19 protein-coding genes, 1 rRNA gene and 1 pseudogene are annotated in these 14,905 nt (G+C 47.7%); 2 read left to right on the forward strand and 19 right to left on the reverse strand.

Translation table 11 applies throughout. The features are described from left to right. The 6 genes and pseudogenes from ULO1_RS13425 to ULO1_RS13450 all read right to left on the reverse strand — a co-directional run. Positions 1-186, reverse strand: a 16S ribosomal RNA gene (locus ULO1_RS13425); the annotation flags it as partial. A gap of 348 nt (positions 187-534) precedes the next feature. After that, entirely contained in the window at positions 535-960 is a 426-nt protein-coding gene (locus tag ULO1_RS13430) for a HutP family protein (protein WP_278307752.1), read from the reverse strand. Between the two features lie 68 nt (positions 961-1,028). Next, positions 1,029-1,499 (reverse strand): hypothetical protein, encoded by a 471-nt coding sequence (locus ULO1_RS13435; protein WP_079906658.1) that lies wholly within the window; start codon positions 1,497-1,499, stop codon positions 1,029-1,031. A gap of 62 nt (positions 1,500-1,561) precedes the next feature. Further along, on the reverse strand, positions 1,562-2,020 hold the full coding sequence (locus tag ULO1_RS13440) for a hypothetical protein (RefSeq protein ID WP_078664764.1): 459 nt from the start codon (positions 2,018-2,020) through the stop codon (positions 1,562-1,564). A gap of 21 nt (positions 2,021-2,041) precedes the next feature. Continuing rightward, positions 2,042-2,638, reverse strand: a pseudogene (gene cobO, locus ULO1_RS13445) (cob(I)yrinic acid a,c-diamide adenosyltransferase); the annotation flags it as partial. Between the two features lie 78 nt (positions 2,639-2,716). Then, positions 2,717-2,956 carry a hypothetical protein gene (locus ULO1_RS13450; RefSeq protein WP_078664766.1) on the reverse strand — a complete coding sequence of 80 codons (240 nt, stop codon included), beginning with the start codon at positions 2,954-2,956 and terminating at the stop codon, positions 2,717-2,719. A gap of 97 nt (positions 2,957-3,053) precedes the next feature. On the opposite strand from ULO1_RS13450, the gene ULO1_RS13455 reads away from it, so the two are divergent. Further along, the gene (locus ULO1_RS13455; protein ID WP_079933753.1) at positions 3,054-3,563 is read left to right on the forward strand and encodes a hypothetical protein; all 510 of its coding nucleotides are present in this window, start codon (positions 3,054-3,056) and stop codon (positions 3,561-3,563) included. Positions 3,564-3,622: 59 nt separating this feature from the next. Then, complete coding sequence (locus tag ULO1_RS13460; protein WP_078664768.1) at positions 3,623-3,841, forward strand: hypothetical protein; 219 nt, start codon at positions 3,623-3,625, stop codon at positions 3,839-3,841. Positions 3,842-3,882: 41 nt separating this feature from the next. Here ULO1_RS13460 and ULO1_RS13465 read toward each other — a convergent pair whose 3' ends face one another. The 13 genes from ULO1_RS13465 to ULO1_RS13525 all read right to left on the reverse strand — a co-directional run bounded on the left by ULO1_RS13465 (position 3,883) and on the right by ULO1_RS13525 (position 14,882). Beyond that, positions 3,883-5,229 carry a glucose-6-phosphate isomerase gene (locus tag ULO1_RS13465; protein WP_079906656.1) on the reverse strand — a complete coding sequence of 449 codons (1,347 nt, stop codon included), beginning with the start codon at positions 5,227-5,229 and terminating at the stop codon, positions 3,883-3,885. Between the two features lie 45 nt (positions 5,230-5,274). Next, positions 5,275-5,745, reverse strand: a complete 471-nt coding sequence (locus ULO1_RS13470; RefSeq protein WP_159071854.1) for a GNAT family N-acetyltransferase — start codon at positions 5,743-5,745, stop codon at positions 5,275-5,277. Between the two features lie 15 nt (positions 5,746-5,760). Then, positions 5,761-6,495, reverse strand: a complete 735-nt coding sequence (locus tag ULO1_RS13475) for a pseudouridine synthase (RefSeq protein WP_078664771.1) — start codon at positions 6,493-6,495, stop codon at positions 5,761-5,763. Positions 6,496-6,514: 19 nt separating this feature from the next. After that, positions 6,515-7,054 (reverse strand): spore maturation protein, encoded by a 540-nt coding sequence (locus ULO1_RS13480; protein ID WP_079906654.1) that lies wholly within the window; start codon positions 7,052-7,054, stop codon positions 6,515-6,517. Beyond that, on the reverse strand, positions 7,045-7,626 hold the full coding sequence (locus ULO1_RS13485; protein WP_078664773.1) for a nucleoside recognition domain-containing protein: 582 nt from the start codon (positions 7,624-7,626) through the stop codon (positions 7,045-7,047). Before ULO1_RS13485 ends, ULO1_RS13480 begins: the two co-directional genes overlap by 10 nt. Before the next feature lie 62 nt (positions 7,627-7,688). Next, positions 7,689-8,102, reverse strand: a complete 414-nt coding sequence (locus tag ULO1_RS13490; RefSeq protein WP_078664774.1) for a MazG nucleotide pyrophosphohydrolase domain-containing protein — start codon at positions 8,100-8,102, stop codon at positions 7,689-7,691. 78 nt (positions 8,103-8,180) lie between these two features. Continuing rightward, positions 8,181-8,618 (reverse strand): GerW family sporulation protein, encoded by a 438-nt coding sequence (ytfJ, locus tag ULO1_RS13495; RefSeq protein WP_078664775.1) that lies wholly within the window; start codon positions 8,616-8,618, stop codon positions 8,181-8,183. After that, on the reverse strand, positions 8,596-9,222 hold the full coding sequence (locus ULO1_RS13500) for a hypothetical protein (RefSeq protein WP_079906653.1): 627 nt from the start codon (positions 9,220-9,222) through the stop codon (positions 8,596-8,598). The genes ytfJ and ULO1_RS13500 overlap by 23 nt, the downstream gene beginning before the upstream one ends. Before the next feature lie 55 nt (positions 9,223-9,277). Continuing rightward, the gene (scpB, locus tag ULO1_RS13505) at positions 9,278-9,817 is read right to left on the reverse strand and encodes an SMC-Scp complex subunit ScpB (RefSeq protein ID WP_079906652.1); all 540 of its coding nucleotides are present in this window, start codon (positions 9,815-9,817) and stop codon (positions 9,278-9,280) included. Next, positions 9,814-10,584 carry a ScpA family protein gene (locus ULO1_RS13510; RefSeq protein ID WP_079906662.1) on the reverse strand — a complete coding sequence of 257 codons (771 nt, stop codon included), beginning with the start codon at positions 10,582-10,584 and terminating at the stop codon, positions 9,814-9,816. Before ULO1_RS13510 ends, scpB begins: the two co-directional genes overlap by 4 nt. Before the next feature lie 14 nt (positions 10,585-10,598). Further along, positions 10,599-11,585: a tryptophan--tRNA ligase gene (gene trpS / locus ULO1_RS13515; protein ID WP_078664778.1), complete on the reverse strand. Its 987-nt coding sequence runs from the start codon at positions 11,583-11,585 to the stop codon at positions 10,599-10,601. A 26-nt stretch (positions 11,586-11,611) separates the two neighbouring features. After that, entirely contained in the window at positions 11,612-12,244 is a 633-nt protein-coding gene (locus ULO1_RS13520; protein WP_078664779.1) for a site-2 protease family protein, read from the reverse strand. After that, positions 12,237-14,882, reverse strand: coding sequence for a CBS domain-containing protein (locus tag ULO1_RS13525; protein WP_079906649.1), 2,646 nt, complete (start codon positions 14,880-14,882; stop codon positions 12,237-12,239). Before ULO1_RS13525 ends, ULO1_RS13520 begins: the two co-directional genes overlap by 8 nt. Between the last annotated feature and the right edge of the window lie 23 nt (positions 14,883-14,905).

A 14,905-nucleotide genomic window follows, 5' to 3' on the forward strand; every position in this document is an offset into this window, starting at 1 on the left:
AGTGTACCAGGTATTAGCACCACTTTCGCGGTGTTATCCCTGTCTGAAGGGCAGGTTGCTCACGCGTTACTCACCCGTCCGCCGCTAAGCCGCTTGAGAGCAAGCTCCCTTACGGCTCCGCTCGACTTGCATGTGTTAGGCACGCCGCCAGCGTTCATCCTGAGCCAGGATCAAACTCTCCGAATATATCTCGAAAAGTTTTTATCCGAAATTTAGTTACTCGTGAAACTGACGAGTCCGTTTTACGGTGTAGAACATCCTGTTCAGTTTTCAAGGATCTGTTCTTTTCGGTTGATTATAGGCTTCGCATTACTGCGTTATCTGCTCGCCTCTAATCAACCTCAGTATGACCTCTTCCCGGATTCGAACCTCGAACATCCAACTTCGAACCTCGCATCAGCGACGTTAGTTATAATATCACATCGGTAGCTTTTTTGTCAACTACAAATTTTATTTTTTCATCGGGGGAACTTGTCCCCCGACGCTTGCATATAATAACACACAGAGAATAAACGTGTCAATAGTTTTTTGTTTTTATTGTGGGGCTGCGCGGTGGCCTAAACCAATAGCGACCTCATCCAAATGTAAAAGTCCTATACCAAAGAAAACGGCTACGCTAATATGGTCTTGATAACGAGCAATACCAATTTTGCCACCTACGTTTAACCCAACTGCTTTAGGCATGATTTGAGCCAGAGCTTCTCGGGTTGCACCTGCAACCGCTCCTTCGTCGGCATGGGTATCTTTGATAACGCCTTCTCGTTTAGCTGCCACAACAGCTCTCTCTACAATTTTTGCCACTGAAGGTACAAACTCACCACCATAATCTACTGCTGCAGTTTTTATCCCAATTTTGGCAAATTCGTTTTTCAAATTTTTTTCTTCTTCTCGGTCGGATGTTAACGCCATACGAATTGCAACAGCGGCAATTCGCTTGCTGCCAGTTGGTGCATGAACCAACGATATCACCTCATTAAACTCTCTGTAGCGTTAATTAATTATATCTAACAATTTGTATACAAGCAATATCACTCGGTGAATATTTCCGCCCGCTGACCTGCTTTTATTGACAATTGCCCCTTGCTTACTCTGCCCCGTTCAGTCCATTTCTCAACCTGCACAGTTATTGTTTTATTAAGTCTATTATAAATCGTAATGCGATCACGGTTCTGGGAGGGTATAGTTACCTCCCCCAGTAAAAAATCTGCAATCGCTATACCATTTCTTTCTACTATTATTGCAGCTGATTGGCTAAAGTTTTCAGGTATGAGGCGCCAGTAATAATCTGCTTGATTTTGTTCGGTGCTAAAAACAGATATAGCTTCTTCAGAGTAATATATATGTCCCTTGGGGTCATGATGATTTTCTAAAAAGGCTGAGACTTTAAAATACCCCTCCATTGGTATTGAATTGTCCCACAATTGATAAAAGCCTATGCTCAAAATTGTTAAGATGGCTACTGCCGTAATAGCTCGAAATACATAATCCCAGGCAGGCATAATAATCCCTCCCGCAATATCATATGCCTGCCTCCTGGTCTCTTATGTAAAAATTTGTTTGATTATCGATTGTTTAGACGTTTCTCCCATAATTCTTTGGTTCTCTTCAATTCAGTAAAAAGACGAAACAGCAGTCGTTCTATTTCCAACCTATCCATGACAAAGTCCGCAGGAGCAAGGATCTCAATCTTGCGAAACTCATCTCGCACAATAAAGGGCAAAATCTCCTCAAGGGTATCACAGCGGACAGTTATAATCAAGGGCGCAAAGGCCATTTCCCTGCCATCCACTTCATCAGTCACGGTATAGATGTCTAGACCCATGTCTATTTCTTCGACAATTACCCCTTGCCAGGGTACGTTCCGCAGCAATGCTGCCTGCTGATCCCGGATTTCTTCAGCCATTTTTTCTGGAGACTTACCTCCAAATAAAGCTTTCTTTCCAGTCCCTTTAAAATCCAGGCGAATTCTCGCCCGTACCGGTGATATTACAACTTGGTTATTTTCCAGAGATTTAACCATAGATAAACCTCCAAACTTTTTCTAATACTCAATACCCCTTCTCGCTGAAATTCCCTGTTGAAATGGGTGCTTTATCTCTTTCATTTCTGTAACCAGATGGGCCGCTGCAATGATTTCCGGCGGAGCATTACGCCCGGTTAGGACCAACTCCACCAGAGGAGGCTTATTATTGATCAGTTCTAGAACTTCTTTCGTGGAAATTAGCTCAAAATAAATTGCATTTAGTACTTCATCTAAAATAATAATATCAAATTCATCGGTAGCCATAATCTTTCTAGTTTTTTCTAAAGCCATGGCAGCTTGTCTTATATCTTCGGCTGTAGCTTCCCCTTTTTTGACAAAGCATTGACCACATCCCCGGCAAGAATCTTCCCCCTGGCGAATAAGGTGACTGTAGGGACAGCCACGACCGTACTGGCTGAATTGAATGTAAGGATAAAGGCGATGCCAGGTAGCTAGCTCCCCATAATAACCGCTACCTTTCATGAATTGAATAATATAAACTTTAAAACCATGACCAATAGCCCGTAAAGCCAGGCCAAAGGCAGCCGTAGATTTTCCTTTGCTATTCCCTGTATAAACCTGAATTAGCCCCTGTGTTAAGCGCTGACGCATTTTCTCCTTCTCCCTTCCCTGAAGCTAAAAAAATTATTCTCCCCTGTCTGGCACTTTTCCTGCCGGACAGGGGATTTTTTTCTACCAGGTCAGGTCTCTGGAGCCACATAACCCGCAAGTATCAAAGTACCGCCTGGGGTTTTCATAGGCCAGTTGCGCCGTGTCCAGATCTGCTCCCGTTGCCTCCATAGTACTGATAAAACCCTCATCGTCAAAATTAGCATAAAGGCCAGTCGGGGGACCACAGGCCTCGGGGACAGGTGGAGGAATCAGGGAACTGGAGAAGTTCACTGTGTTTCCACAATTATTGCAGCGTGGCATTATTCTCCCTCCTTCGTTGTAGTAGTATTTACCAGTGAGACTGCTTCCATACATGAAAACTTATCAGAAAAGAAATGCTATTACTGGAGGTGTGATTATGAAAAGAGTAGTAACAGCTCTTTTTAACAATGCCGGTGATGCCATTAAAGCCGTTCAAGAAATCAGTCCGTTTCTCGGACCAGATCAGGTTTCCTTAGTTACTAAGCTAAAATCCGATAATGAAGAGGTATTAGGAGGCCCAAAAGGGATACTCCTGTATACCAGTCGTATTTATGGCCAGTCTGAACCATTGGCTCCGCTGCAGGGGCTGTATCCTGTTGAAATAGTGGAACTCGAAAAGCATGGTACCTTCGCAGCTGTTGGCCCCCTGGCGGATGCAATTATGCAACCAGACAAGAGCATTGCTGATGCTCTGTCCTACCTGGGAGTTCATACTGAGGAGGCTAACTATCTGGCTACAGAAGTGCTGGAAGGCAATACCCTGGTAGCGATTGAATCAGATAACAGCAAAATTAATGAGATCGGTAACCTCCTGGCCAATTATGGCGGTTATGCAGTCAAGAAATGGGACAGAGATCTTGACCATGCTCTTTACCCCTACGGTTAAATTGGGACTTGCCAAGTCCCGCCTCCCATTTTAAAATAGAATCAGGGAGGTGGGAAACCATGCCACGGGTAAAAAAGTTTGGTACTTTCCGGTTGAACAGCATGGGGAAGAGCATTGAAATCAACATGGATCATGGATGTGGTATCTGTGATAGTGAAGAATTCCGGCATCTCAACACCCGTTTAGTGGATGAAAAGGGCTGGGTTTCAGAATTCAAGTGTAATGGTTGTGGTGATGTCATTCGTTTATCCCATCATCACCACAATGTTATCGACTAAAAATATAACCCCGTTCCACAGGGGGAACGGGGTGTCCTGTTTTATAGCCTTTTTAATAATTCCTGGCGTAATTGCTCATAACCAGGTTTACCCAGTAAAGCAAACATATTCTTTTTATATGCCTCTACACCAGGCTGGTTAAATGGATTTACCCCCAGTAAATAGCCACTTATTCCACAGGCCTTTTCAAAGAAATAGACTAACTGGCCAAAATAATATGGATTATTGGCAGGTATATTGACAACCAGTGCCGGTACCCCGCCATCAGCATGGGCCAAGAGAGTGCCGGCAAAAGCTTGCTTATTGACAAAATCAAGCGACTTCCCGCTAACAAAATTCAGGCCATCACTGTCATCGGGATCTTCGGGTATGAACAATTCTGCTGTAGATTGTTCAAACATGAGAACGGTTTCAAACAGATTGCGCAAACCTTCCTGTAAATACTGCCCCAGGGAATGCAGGTCAGTGGAAAACTCTACTGCCGCAGGAAAGATACCTTTGCCGTCTTTACCTTCGCTCTCTCCATATAACTGTTTCCACCATTCGGCAAAGGAATGTAACTGGGGTTCATAGCTGACCAGTACTTCCAGAGTCTTGCCTTTGGCATACAAAAGATTACGTAGAGCTGCATACTGGTATGCCGGGTTCTGTTCCAGGTTTTGGTTAGCATACAACTCCATGGCCTCGCGCGCCCCGGCCATGATTTCCTCAATGTCAATCCCGGCCGCAGCTATTGGCAACATTCCCACTGCCGTAAGTACAGAATAACGGCCCCCGATTTCGTCTGGAATAACAAAGGTTTCATAGCCTTTTTCGGTAGCCAGGCGTTTTAAAGCTCCCCGGTTCCTGTCAGTGGTAACATATATCCGTTCCCGGGCCCCTTCAACCCCATATTTGCGTTCCAGCAGCTCCCGGAAGAAGCGGAAAGCAAGCGCCGGTTCGGTTGTGGTTCCTGATTTTGAAATAACGTTTAGTGCCAGCTCCTTACCTTCCAGTACTTCTAATAGATGTTTTAAATATACCGGACTCAGGTTATTACCGGCAAAATAAATTTCCGGTGCCTGTCTTTTCTCCGCCTTAAGTTGATTGCGGAAAGTGTGGCCAAGCAGTTCAATCGCAGCTCTGGCCCCCAGATAAGAACCCCCAATACCGATAACAATCAGGGCATCTGCCTGTTCCTTGATGCGGGCAGCAGCATTTTTTATTCTCTCAAACTCCTGGCGATCATAGGTTTGTGGCCATTCAACCCAGCCAGTGAATTCCTGGCCGGGTCCTTTCTTTTCATGTAGCAGCTGGTGAGCGAGCTTAACAGCCGGTGCCAGCTGGCTTAATTCCTCCTCACGAACAAAAGCTAGTGCTTTGCCATAGTCAAGGGTGATGTTTTTCATAAGCTACCTCCTCTGGATTTGATTTATAATGCATGCCCAGGCTGTTTAGCGATTAAGCCAGAAGGCCCGCCGTTCCATATAGGGAACAAATCCCTGACTGCTCCAGAAATTACGGGCGATTTCATTTTCCTGGGCATTAGCAATTTCCACCAGTTCCACGCCGTTTTTTTCAAACCACTCCAGAATAGCGCGTAAAAGGGCTTGTCCAATGCCCTGCCGTCTGCGACTGGCCCGGACTCCCAGTTCAGAAATAAATCCAAGGCGTGTAATAGTGAAAATTGGGGGCCGGGTCAACAACATACCATGGCAAAAACCCAGTACCTCACCATGTTCTTCTGCCAGAATCAAAAAATTGGTAGGATCTGCTAGTAGCGTATTGAGATAGCGAAAATAATTTTCCCTGGCTCCAGCCGCCAGCCGATATTGTTCCCCGTATTGTTCATGGAAAACAGCCAGTTCATACCATAAAGCTGTAATCCCGTACAAATCCTCACGGGTTGCCTCACGCACAATCATCCCGGTCTCCCCCATTTATTTCCTCTCAATCCTGGCTATTTGCCTGAGTTTCCTGATCTCTTCACTGTTTAGATAACGATATCCACCCTTCTTAAGACCTTTTAAATTTAAAAAAGCGAAGCTGGAACGTTTCAGAAATAGAACCGGATGACCTATGTACTGGCACATGCGTCTAACCTGGCGTTTCCTGCCTTCATGAATGGTAATCTCCAGCCAGGCTCTTCTGCCTTCCTTGCCTGCTAACCTGACCTGTGCCGGAGCCGTCATCCCGTCTTCCAGAGGGACCCCCTGGCGTAGTGCCTGCAATTTTTCCTCCTCCGGTACCCCTTCTACCAGAGCCAAATAGGTTTTGGGTACTTTATAGCGCGGGTGGGTAAGAGCATAGGTCAATTCACCGTCATTGGTCAATAAAAGTAGTCCTTCCGTGTCATAATCCAGGCGACCGACGGGAAAAACCCGGGTCTTTACATCCTTAAGCAATTGTAAGACCGTAGGGCGCCCTTGCGGGTCTCTGACGGTAGTGACATAACCTCGCGGTTTATATAATAAAATATAAATTTTCTCATCGTTAATTTTTATCTTGTTACCATTAACTTCGATCAGGTCGCGCTCGGGATCAGCCTTAAAACCCAGTTCTTTTATCACTTTGCCGTTTACTTTCACTTTTCCTGCCAAAATCAGTTCTTCTGCCCGTCTCCGGGAAGCAATCCCCGCTTTAGCCAGGATTTTTTGCAATCTCTCCAGCGGCATCTTTTTTCCTCCCCTGTTATTAAGCAAAAGCCTGTTTACAAATAACAATTGCTGCCAGAAATGCCACAGCATCAGCCACTAACCCTGCCCAGGGAGCATGCCGAAATTTCTTGATCCCCACTGACCCGAAATAAAGGGACAGAATATAAAAAGTAGTTTCTGTACTACCCTGCATAACTGCAGCAATCCTGCCAATTAAACTATCCGGGCCATATGTCTTCATTATATCACCACTCAAAGCCAATGCACCGCTACCGGATAGTGGGCGGAGTATCGCCAAAGCCAGCAAATCCGGTGGTATATCAAATAAACCAAGAACAGGAGCCAAAGCTCTGCCGATAAAGTCCAGGGCCCCGGAGGCCCGAAATACATTAATGGCTACCAGCATCGCCACTAAATATGGTATCACTTTTATTGCTGTTGTAAAACCCTTTTCTGCCCCTTCGATAAAAATCTCATAGGCTTTAATCCGTTTACCTGCCGCTACTAAGATCACCAGAACCAGAAAAAACGGCACCAGCCAGCGGGAAAGCTCTTGCAGTGCAGTGATCACCACCATCGCCTCCTCCGCCACCAGCGATCCAGCAGCAGGCCAGCTCCCAGCCCGAACAATGTAGCCAGCATCGTGGGTCCGATAATGTCAGTAGGTTGCTGAGCTCCCAGTTTGGCTCGCAAGGCAATGACTGTTGTTGGAATCAAGGTAAAACAAGCGGTGTTTAGTACCAGAAATGTACACATAGCATTACTGGCTTCATCCCGGTAGCCATTCAGTTTTTGCAACTCCTGCATAGCCAGCAGGCCCAGAGGGGTGGCTGCATTGCCCAGGCCCAGTAAATTGGCAGCAATATTCATCAGCATTGCGCCCATGGCCGGATGCTGCACCGGAACGTCAGGAAAAAGTCTGATCAGGAGAGGACGCAAAAGCCTGGCCAGCCCATTTACCAGCCCAGCTTCCTCAGCTATTCGCAAAATGCCCAGCCAGAAGGCCATAATGCCTACCAAACCCAGGGCCAGCTCCACCGCCTGTTGCGCTCCCTGCCAGGCAGCCTGAAGAACCCGGTCTATTTGCCCATTAATAGCCCCAAAGAGGAAACCGCAAAGCAGTAAACCGCTCCACAGCCAGTTGAGCATAAAAAAACCTCCCGACTTTTGCTACCTTCAATATACGCTCTGAGCGGGAGGAAAAGAACTTTTTATAATTCATAAATAACAGCAAAACCAAATTCTCTGGCTATTTTTTCCGCTTCTGCAACATCTTCTTCACCCCAGATGGACCAACCACCTTTGCGCACTCCCTGAACCAGCAGTTCCACTTCTCCCGGCCTGATCACCATCACCCGTTCTGACTGATTGCGGGCACTGCGTTGCATCTGAGCTATTTGCCGCTCAATAGCAGCTTCCAGATCCACATCCATTACTTTCAGAGCAATAAACAAACAGGAAAGGGCATCTTCCAGCTCCTTGCGGGCGCTTTCTTCATCCCCCCGTAACAGAGCCTTTAGGCTTTCTGCCACTTCTTCATTAAGATGGCTGATCACCTGCCGTGGATCCAAAACCTTGTACTTACGATTAGCCCAAATTGCTTCCACAGCTGCTCGTAATTCCATGCGACCCTACCCCTTTAGTGGCATTAAATTTTACCAACAATTATACCGCAAAGAAAAAAGGGGGACAAGCCCCTATCACTATAATCCCGCCCCGATATCTGTCTTGTTCTCCTCTTTTTCCTTGCTTTTTTTCCCACTGACAATGTTCTGTATTTTTTCCAGAAGACCGGGAGCCATGTCCAGCAATCGATCCACCACCGCATTTCCATCAACCGGCAAGAGCCGTACCTGATTCTGACCTACTACTAAAAATCCAACCGGTTGTACTGATACTCCTGCACCACTACCACCCCCAAAGGGTATGGCCTGGGTGTTATCTTTCTTGTTGCCCCCACCTAAAAGCTCAAACTCCCCGCCGCCAGCAGCAAAACCACAGCATACTCTGGAAACGGGAATTATCACCGTCCCATCCGGTGTTTCTACCGGATCACCCACTATGGTATTTACATCCACCATTTCCTTGATGCTTTCCATTGCTGTTTTCATCAATGCCTCAATGGGATGCTGGTCTGCCATCAGCTTTTCCCCCTTTTTTACACTTCCATAACCGCCAGAGCGTTTTCCCGGCGGCATTAATAATATGACCACAGGAAAGGTTTACTATGCACAAAAAACCTATTTGCCATTCCGAGGCAAGGAAATCAGGCCGATAGGCAAATTCTGCTGTACGGGAAGATGGAGCGAAAAAGCGGGGGATCATCCGGTTAACCAGGGCTACCCCTATCCAGACCAGACCAGAAAAGAGGCCAGTTAAGTGAGGGGCAAAAGGCCACCCTCCTTCTAGTTCCAGGCGCAATCTCAATACGCGGGCATGACGGCGCAAACTGTTAAACCAGGGTTCAAATGTATAAAGGTAATTGTTCAGATTGGTACCCAGGTAGTCCCGCAACACTTCTGACCAGAAAAAACGCAATTGCTTTTTATGCCAGTGGAGTTCCTGAGCCGGCCATTCCGAATAAAGCACAGTCCATCCCTGCCTGGCCAGAGCTAAACGCCAGATTATTTTTTTCTCTGTTCCAGTGCGTTTTATTTTTAATTCCAGATATACAGGCAGGCGGTAAAGAGCCCAACCAGCTAAGCCTATGAAGGCCAGGATAAGAAACCAATACAGGCCCGACACCGCACTTCCCCCTTAAATTTCGATCCCTTGTTAATTTAACCGCAAAAAAACCGCCCTATTCTTCCAGGGCGGTAAGAAATTCCTCCAATGGGGGTAGATCAGCCAGACTTTGCAAACCAAAGTGGCTGAGAAACATTTCGGTTGTTCCATACAGGATAGGTTTACCCAGACCCTCCCGGCGGCCTACTTCCTTGATCAGGCCTCTTTCCAGCAGAGTATTGATGGCCTTCTCAGTTTTCACTCCCCGGATGAGCTCGATTTCGCTCCGGGTAATTGGCTGCCGGTAGGCAATAATGGCCAGGGTCTCCAGGGCTGCTTTTGATAAAAAATTGCTTTGCTGAGGGCGAAACAAGTGCTCAATATAATGAGCAAATACTGGTTTAGTCACCAGCCGCCAGCCCTCAGTTCCTTGCAGTAACGTTAATCCCCGTTCCGGCCGTTGCAAATCTTCCTGCAATTTTTGCAGCTGTTCCTGCACTTCTTCCTGGCTGATGCCCAGGATTGTGGCCAGTTTTTCCTCAGTCAATGACTCAGTAGCAGCAAATAAAACCGCTTCCAGGGCTGCCTGTAATTCCTCGGAAAAGAGGGTGGTCACTCCTGTTCCTCCTCAATCATAATGGTGTTGTTGCCTTTAATCTCAATTTCGCCAAACAGCTGCCTTTGAAAAAGGGCAATCTTGCCCTGCCGAAACAGCTCTAAAATAGCCAGAAAGGTAGTAACAACCTCGGTTCGACTGGATCGCCTGGTAAACAGGGAAGAAAAAGTTATTCCTTCGGGGTAGAGGACCAGGTGGCGCAAAATCTCCCGCATTTTATCCCGTATCGAAAATTGTTCCCGAGTATAGGAAACAGGTTTGGGATCTTCCTGGTCCTCAGCCCGTTCCAGCACTTGCTTTAAAGCTGCCAGCAGCTGTTCCAGCGTCACCCCGGCCAGTGGATTCCGGGGGCAAAAGAGATATTCATACAGCTCGCGACAGTTCTGGCGAAAATACATCTGGCCCTGTTCTCTTTCCCGTATTTCCAGAAGCTGGGCTACAGCCTTGAACTGTTTATATTCCAGAAGTTTTTCCACCAGCTCCTCGCGAGGGTCTTCCTCATAGACCAGCTCGTCCTCTTCCTCCCCTTCCAGGCGCGGCCGGGGCAGAAGCATTTTAGCTTTAATGGCCAGCAACTTGGCGGCCATGACCAGAAATTCGGAAGTAACCTCCAGATCCAGTTCCTGCATGGCTTGCAGGTAGTCCAGATACTGTTCCACCACAGTAGCAATGGGGATATCGTAAATATTCATCTGGTTTTTGTCAATTAAATGACATAATAAATCTAAAGGTCCAGAAAATGTTTCCAGCTGGATTTCGTAGGCCACCATCTTCTTCCTTTCTAAAACTTCAATGCCTCCCGGACCCGTTGCATTGTCGCCTCAGCTTTGCGGCTGGCCTTGTCCCTCCCGGCAGCCAGAACCTCTTCCACCAGACCCGCCTGTTCACTGTAATGTCTCCGCCTCTCCCTTAGAGGAGTCATTACTTCATTCAGACGTTCCGCCAGTTGCTTTTTGCAGTCAATACACCCAATACCAGCGGTACGGCAACCTTCGGCAATTTCCACAATAGCCGCAGGATTGTAGATTTTCTGATAGGTATAAACCACACATACGTCAGGATTGCCTGGATCCTGACGCCGAACACGGGCCGGATCTGTGACCATTTGTCGGATTTTTTGCCAGAGGCTTTCCGGCTCTTCTACCATGCTAATATCATTGCCATAGGATTTGCTCATTTTCCGTCCATCCAGACCCGGCAAAAGGGGAACCTCCCCCAAAATAGCCTGAGGCTCGGGAAAGAGCTGGGTCTGATAGAGATAGTTGAAGCGGCGCCCTACTTCCCGGGTCAACTCCAGGTGGGGTAACTGGTCCTGCCCGATCGGAACAGCATCGGCCAGATAGACGAGGATATCAGCCGCCTGCAGCAAAGGATAGCCCAGGAAACCATAAGTGTTGATATCCTTCCCCTGGTCACCAAACTGTTGAATTTGGTCTTTATAAGTAGGCACCCTTTCCAGCCAGGAAATAGGAGTGATCATGGAAAAAACCAGGTGTAGTTCCGCATGTTGCTGCACTTTGCTTTGCACAAAGATGGCCGCCTTTTCCGGGTCCAGACCAGCAGCCAGCCAATCCAGTACCAGTTCCCGGGTATTGGCCGCTATTTGTTCGGTATTTTCAAAGGCAGTGGTAATTGCATGCCAGTCAGCTACCATAAAGTAGCAATCATTTTCTTCCTGTAGTTTAACCCAGTTTTCCAGAACACTTAAATGACCGATATGCAAGCGCCCGGTCGGCCGCATGCCACTAAGTATGGTTTTTCTCTGCATTGACTGTGCTCCTTTCCCCATCTATGCTAGACTATTAAATTGGCTACAAATTGCAAGAAAGTAATTAATACATCCCGCAAGGGAACTAAAAGAACCCGATGAAAACCTGTTAGCAGCATCAAGAAAAGAATTGGATAGGAGTACTGTTCCAGCAGTTCCAGCCAGCGGGTATAGCGATAAGGCAACAGACCAAACAGGATTTTGGAGCCATCCAGAGGCGGAATGGGCAGAAGGTTGAAAACTGCCAAACCTACATTGATACTGAGAATTCCCTGCAAAATGATTTCAAGGACAGGAGATAGTTCAATTCCAAAACGGACCAACAACCCCCAGCTAATTACTGTCAGCAAGGCTATTAAGACATTAGTCAGCGGACCAGCCAGGCTTACCAGCATCATCCCTGTCCGCATATCTATTCGGCGGGTAAAGCGCACTGGATTGACAGGAACCGGTTTGGCCCAGCCAAAACCGGTAAAGATGAGCAACAATGTACCCACTGGATCCAGATGGGAAAGAGGATTTATATTTAACCGCCCTTCCCTTGCCGCTGTATCATCTCCCAGTTTATAGGCGACCCAGGCATGGGCAAATTCATGGAAAGCAAAACCCAATAATAAACCTGGTATACTCGCAATTAAGGAATATAAATCATTAAACATTAAATCCCTCTCTCCTTGCTATTTCTCTGGCCAATTGTATTTCATCCTCTCGCGTCACCGCTTTCCCATCCAGTTTAGAACGGCGGATCTCGGCCAGGATTGTACGATATACAGGTCCTCTGGGAATGCCCAGCTGAATAAGATCATTGCCGCTGATATGCAGTTTTAATTCGCGCCTGCGGGCATAATAGGCCTGCAACATGCCGTGGGGACCCGGTTTTTGAGTGGCCGCCAGGAAAAAAGCTCCTGCCTCCCAGCCCAATTCATCCAGATGGGCAGCCAATCGGCCCAGGGTAATCTGGGGCCATTCCCGCAACAGCAGCTGTACCTGGGGCCAGGCTTTCATGGCAGCGAGGATAGTGTCCCGTTCTACCGCTGCCAGCCGCATTCTTTCCACTACCTCTTCCTGCTGGGCCACAGGCAAACGGTACAACAACCCCATCATATAAGCCAGCCAGGGCTGGAATGCCTCTTTGCCTACCGCTTGTTCCTTCAACCATAAAATCTCCCTGGGTAAGGCCTCCAATACCAGACAACATTGCTGGTCCAGATTAAGCTCCGGGATAATCAGGTCCCAGAGACCTAATTCCTGCATGCGGAAAATAGCCTTGGAAGGATTGTCCTCACTAAAAATATGTTTCAGTTCCTCCCTGATCCGGTCATAGGATAGTTTGGTCAACCACTGATCCTTAATAGCCTGTTGCGCCAGCCGCAAAGTGGTAGTCTCCATTAGGAAATTATATCTCTGTTCAAACCTGATGGCACGTAAAATTCTGGTGGGGTCTTCTACAAAGGAAAGATTATAGAGAACCCGGATCACCCCTTCTTCTAAATCCCGCCGACCGCCAAAATAATCCACCAGCTGACCAAAGTTGTCCCGGGACAAATCGATGGCCATGGCATTGATGGTAAAATCGCGGCGGTACAAATCCTCCCGTAAGGTAGATTTTTCCACCCTGGGCAGGGCAGCGGGGTATTCATAGTATTCCGTTCTGGCGGTGGCCACATCGATTTTAAAATCATTGGGGAGGATGACTATGGCCGTGCCGAATTTTTCGTGGGTACGGACACGGCCGCAGAAAAACTCGGCCAGTTCCTGACCAAAAGCAATACCATCCCCCTCTACCACCAGATCAATATCAAAGTTTTCCACTCCCAGCAAAAGGTCCCGTACAAAACCGCCTACCACATAAACCTGACGGTGATTTTTGGTCGCTACATAACTGATTTTAGCCAGCAAATCAGTGATTTCCGCCGGCAAGCGCTCCTGCAAAAGCTGTTTTATGGTCTTGCGCTCCCCGCTGGCGTCCTCTTCCGGCAAATAAACGGCCTGAATGCGATGGGGCAATAAATCCCCGTGTAGAGTTCGCAGAACGTCGGTCCTGGAAACGATACCTACCAGCCGTCCCTGCTCAACCACCGGCAGGCGGCCAATATTATGTTCAATCAATAATCTTTGAATTTCCGGCAAAGGTACATGCGGTTCAATGGTAATCACCTTACGGCTCATATAGCCTTTGACCGGAGCATGCCCCAGATTGTGCAGCTGGGCTTTATCAATGTCCCGCCGGGAGATAATCCCCACCAAATCCAGGTTTTCATTGACAACAGGTAAGCCGGAATGGCCATAGCGTAACATGATTTTCCCGGCTTCGTCAATGGAGGTATGAGGAAAAACGGTCTTAACGGGAGCTGACATCAGATCCCGGGCAGTTAGCAAGGGCCGGATCCGTTCTTTCATGATTTGTTCCAGTTGCTTGAGAACTTCATCCAAAGTCATATCTTTCACACTTGCAGATGCTGCCTTGGCATGACCAGCCCCACCAAAGGGTTCCAGCAAGTCAGCCACATCCACCCCTTCGCAGCGGCTGCGAGCTACAATTTGCACCCGATCTTCCATTTCTACTGCCGCAATGATCACATCCACTGCTTCTATTTCCCCCAGCTTGTGCACCAGCAATGCCAGCCCGCTGATAAATTCCTCCCCGCTGGAACGGCTGAGCAACACCTTGACCCCATTGACCAGATGATGCTGGGCATTGATGATCAGGCGGTTAAGCAACTGTTTCTGGCTTTCCGTCAGGGGGCGTTCAATGAATTCCGCCAGGAGCTTCAGGTTAGCTCCCTGGCGAAGTAAATATGCCACTGCTGCCGCATCCCGGGCCGTGGTTGTGGTAAAGGTCAAGGAGCCGGTATCTTCATAAATACCGATGGCCAGCAAAGTGGCTTCCAATGGATGCAGAGGCAAGCCCGCCCTTTGGATTTCCTCCACCAGCAAGGTGGTGGTGGCCCCCACCTGGTCCACCACTTCCACCTGGCCTTTTACATCCTCTTCATTGCGGGGATGATGGTCATAGATAATCACTTCCAGGCCGGGTTTACCGATGATTTTAGCCACTGGTCCCAGGCGAGAAGCGGTTTTGGTATCAACAACAATCACTTTCTTGACTTTATTTAACGGAATTTCTTTTGCCTTTCTGATCTGAAAAGTATCTTTATAAAGGGCCATAAACTCTTCTACATTGCGGCACATTTTCCCAGCTGCCACCAGAACAGCTTCCGGATGCAGTTTTTTGGCAGCCACCATGGCTGCCAGCCCGTCGAAATCCGTATTGCTGTGGCTGATAATTATCTCCATCTCCGTCCTCCGCCCTCGCTTAC

Source organism: Carboxydocella sp. ULO1 (assembly GCF_002049255.1).
GTDB lineage: Bacteria > Bacillota.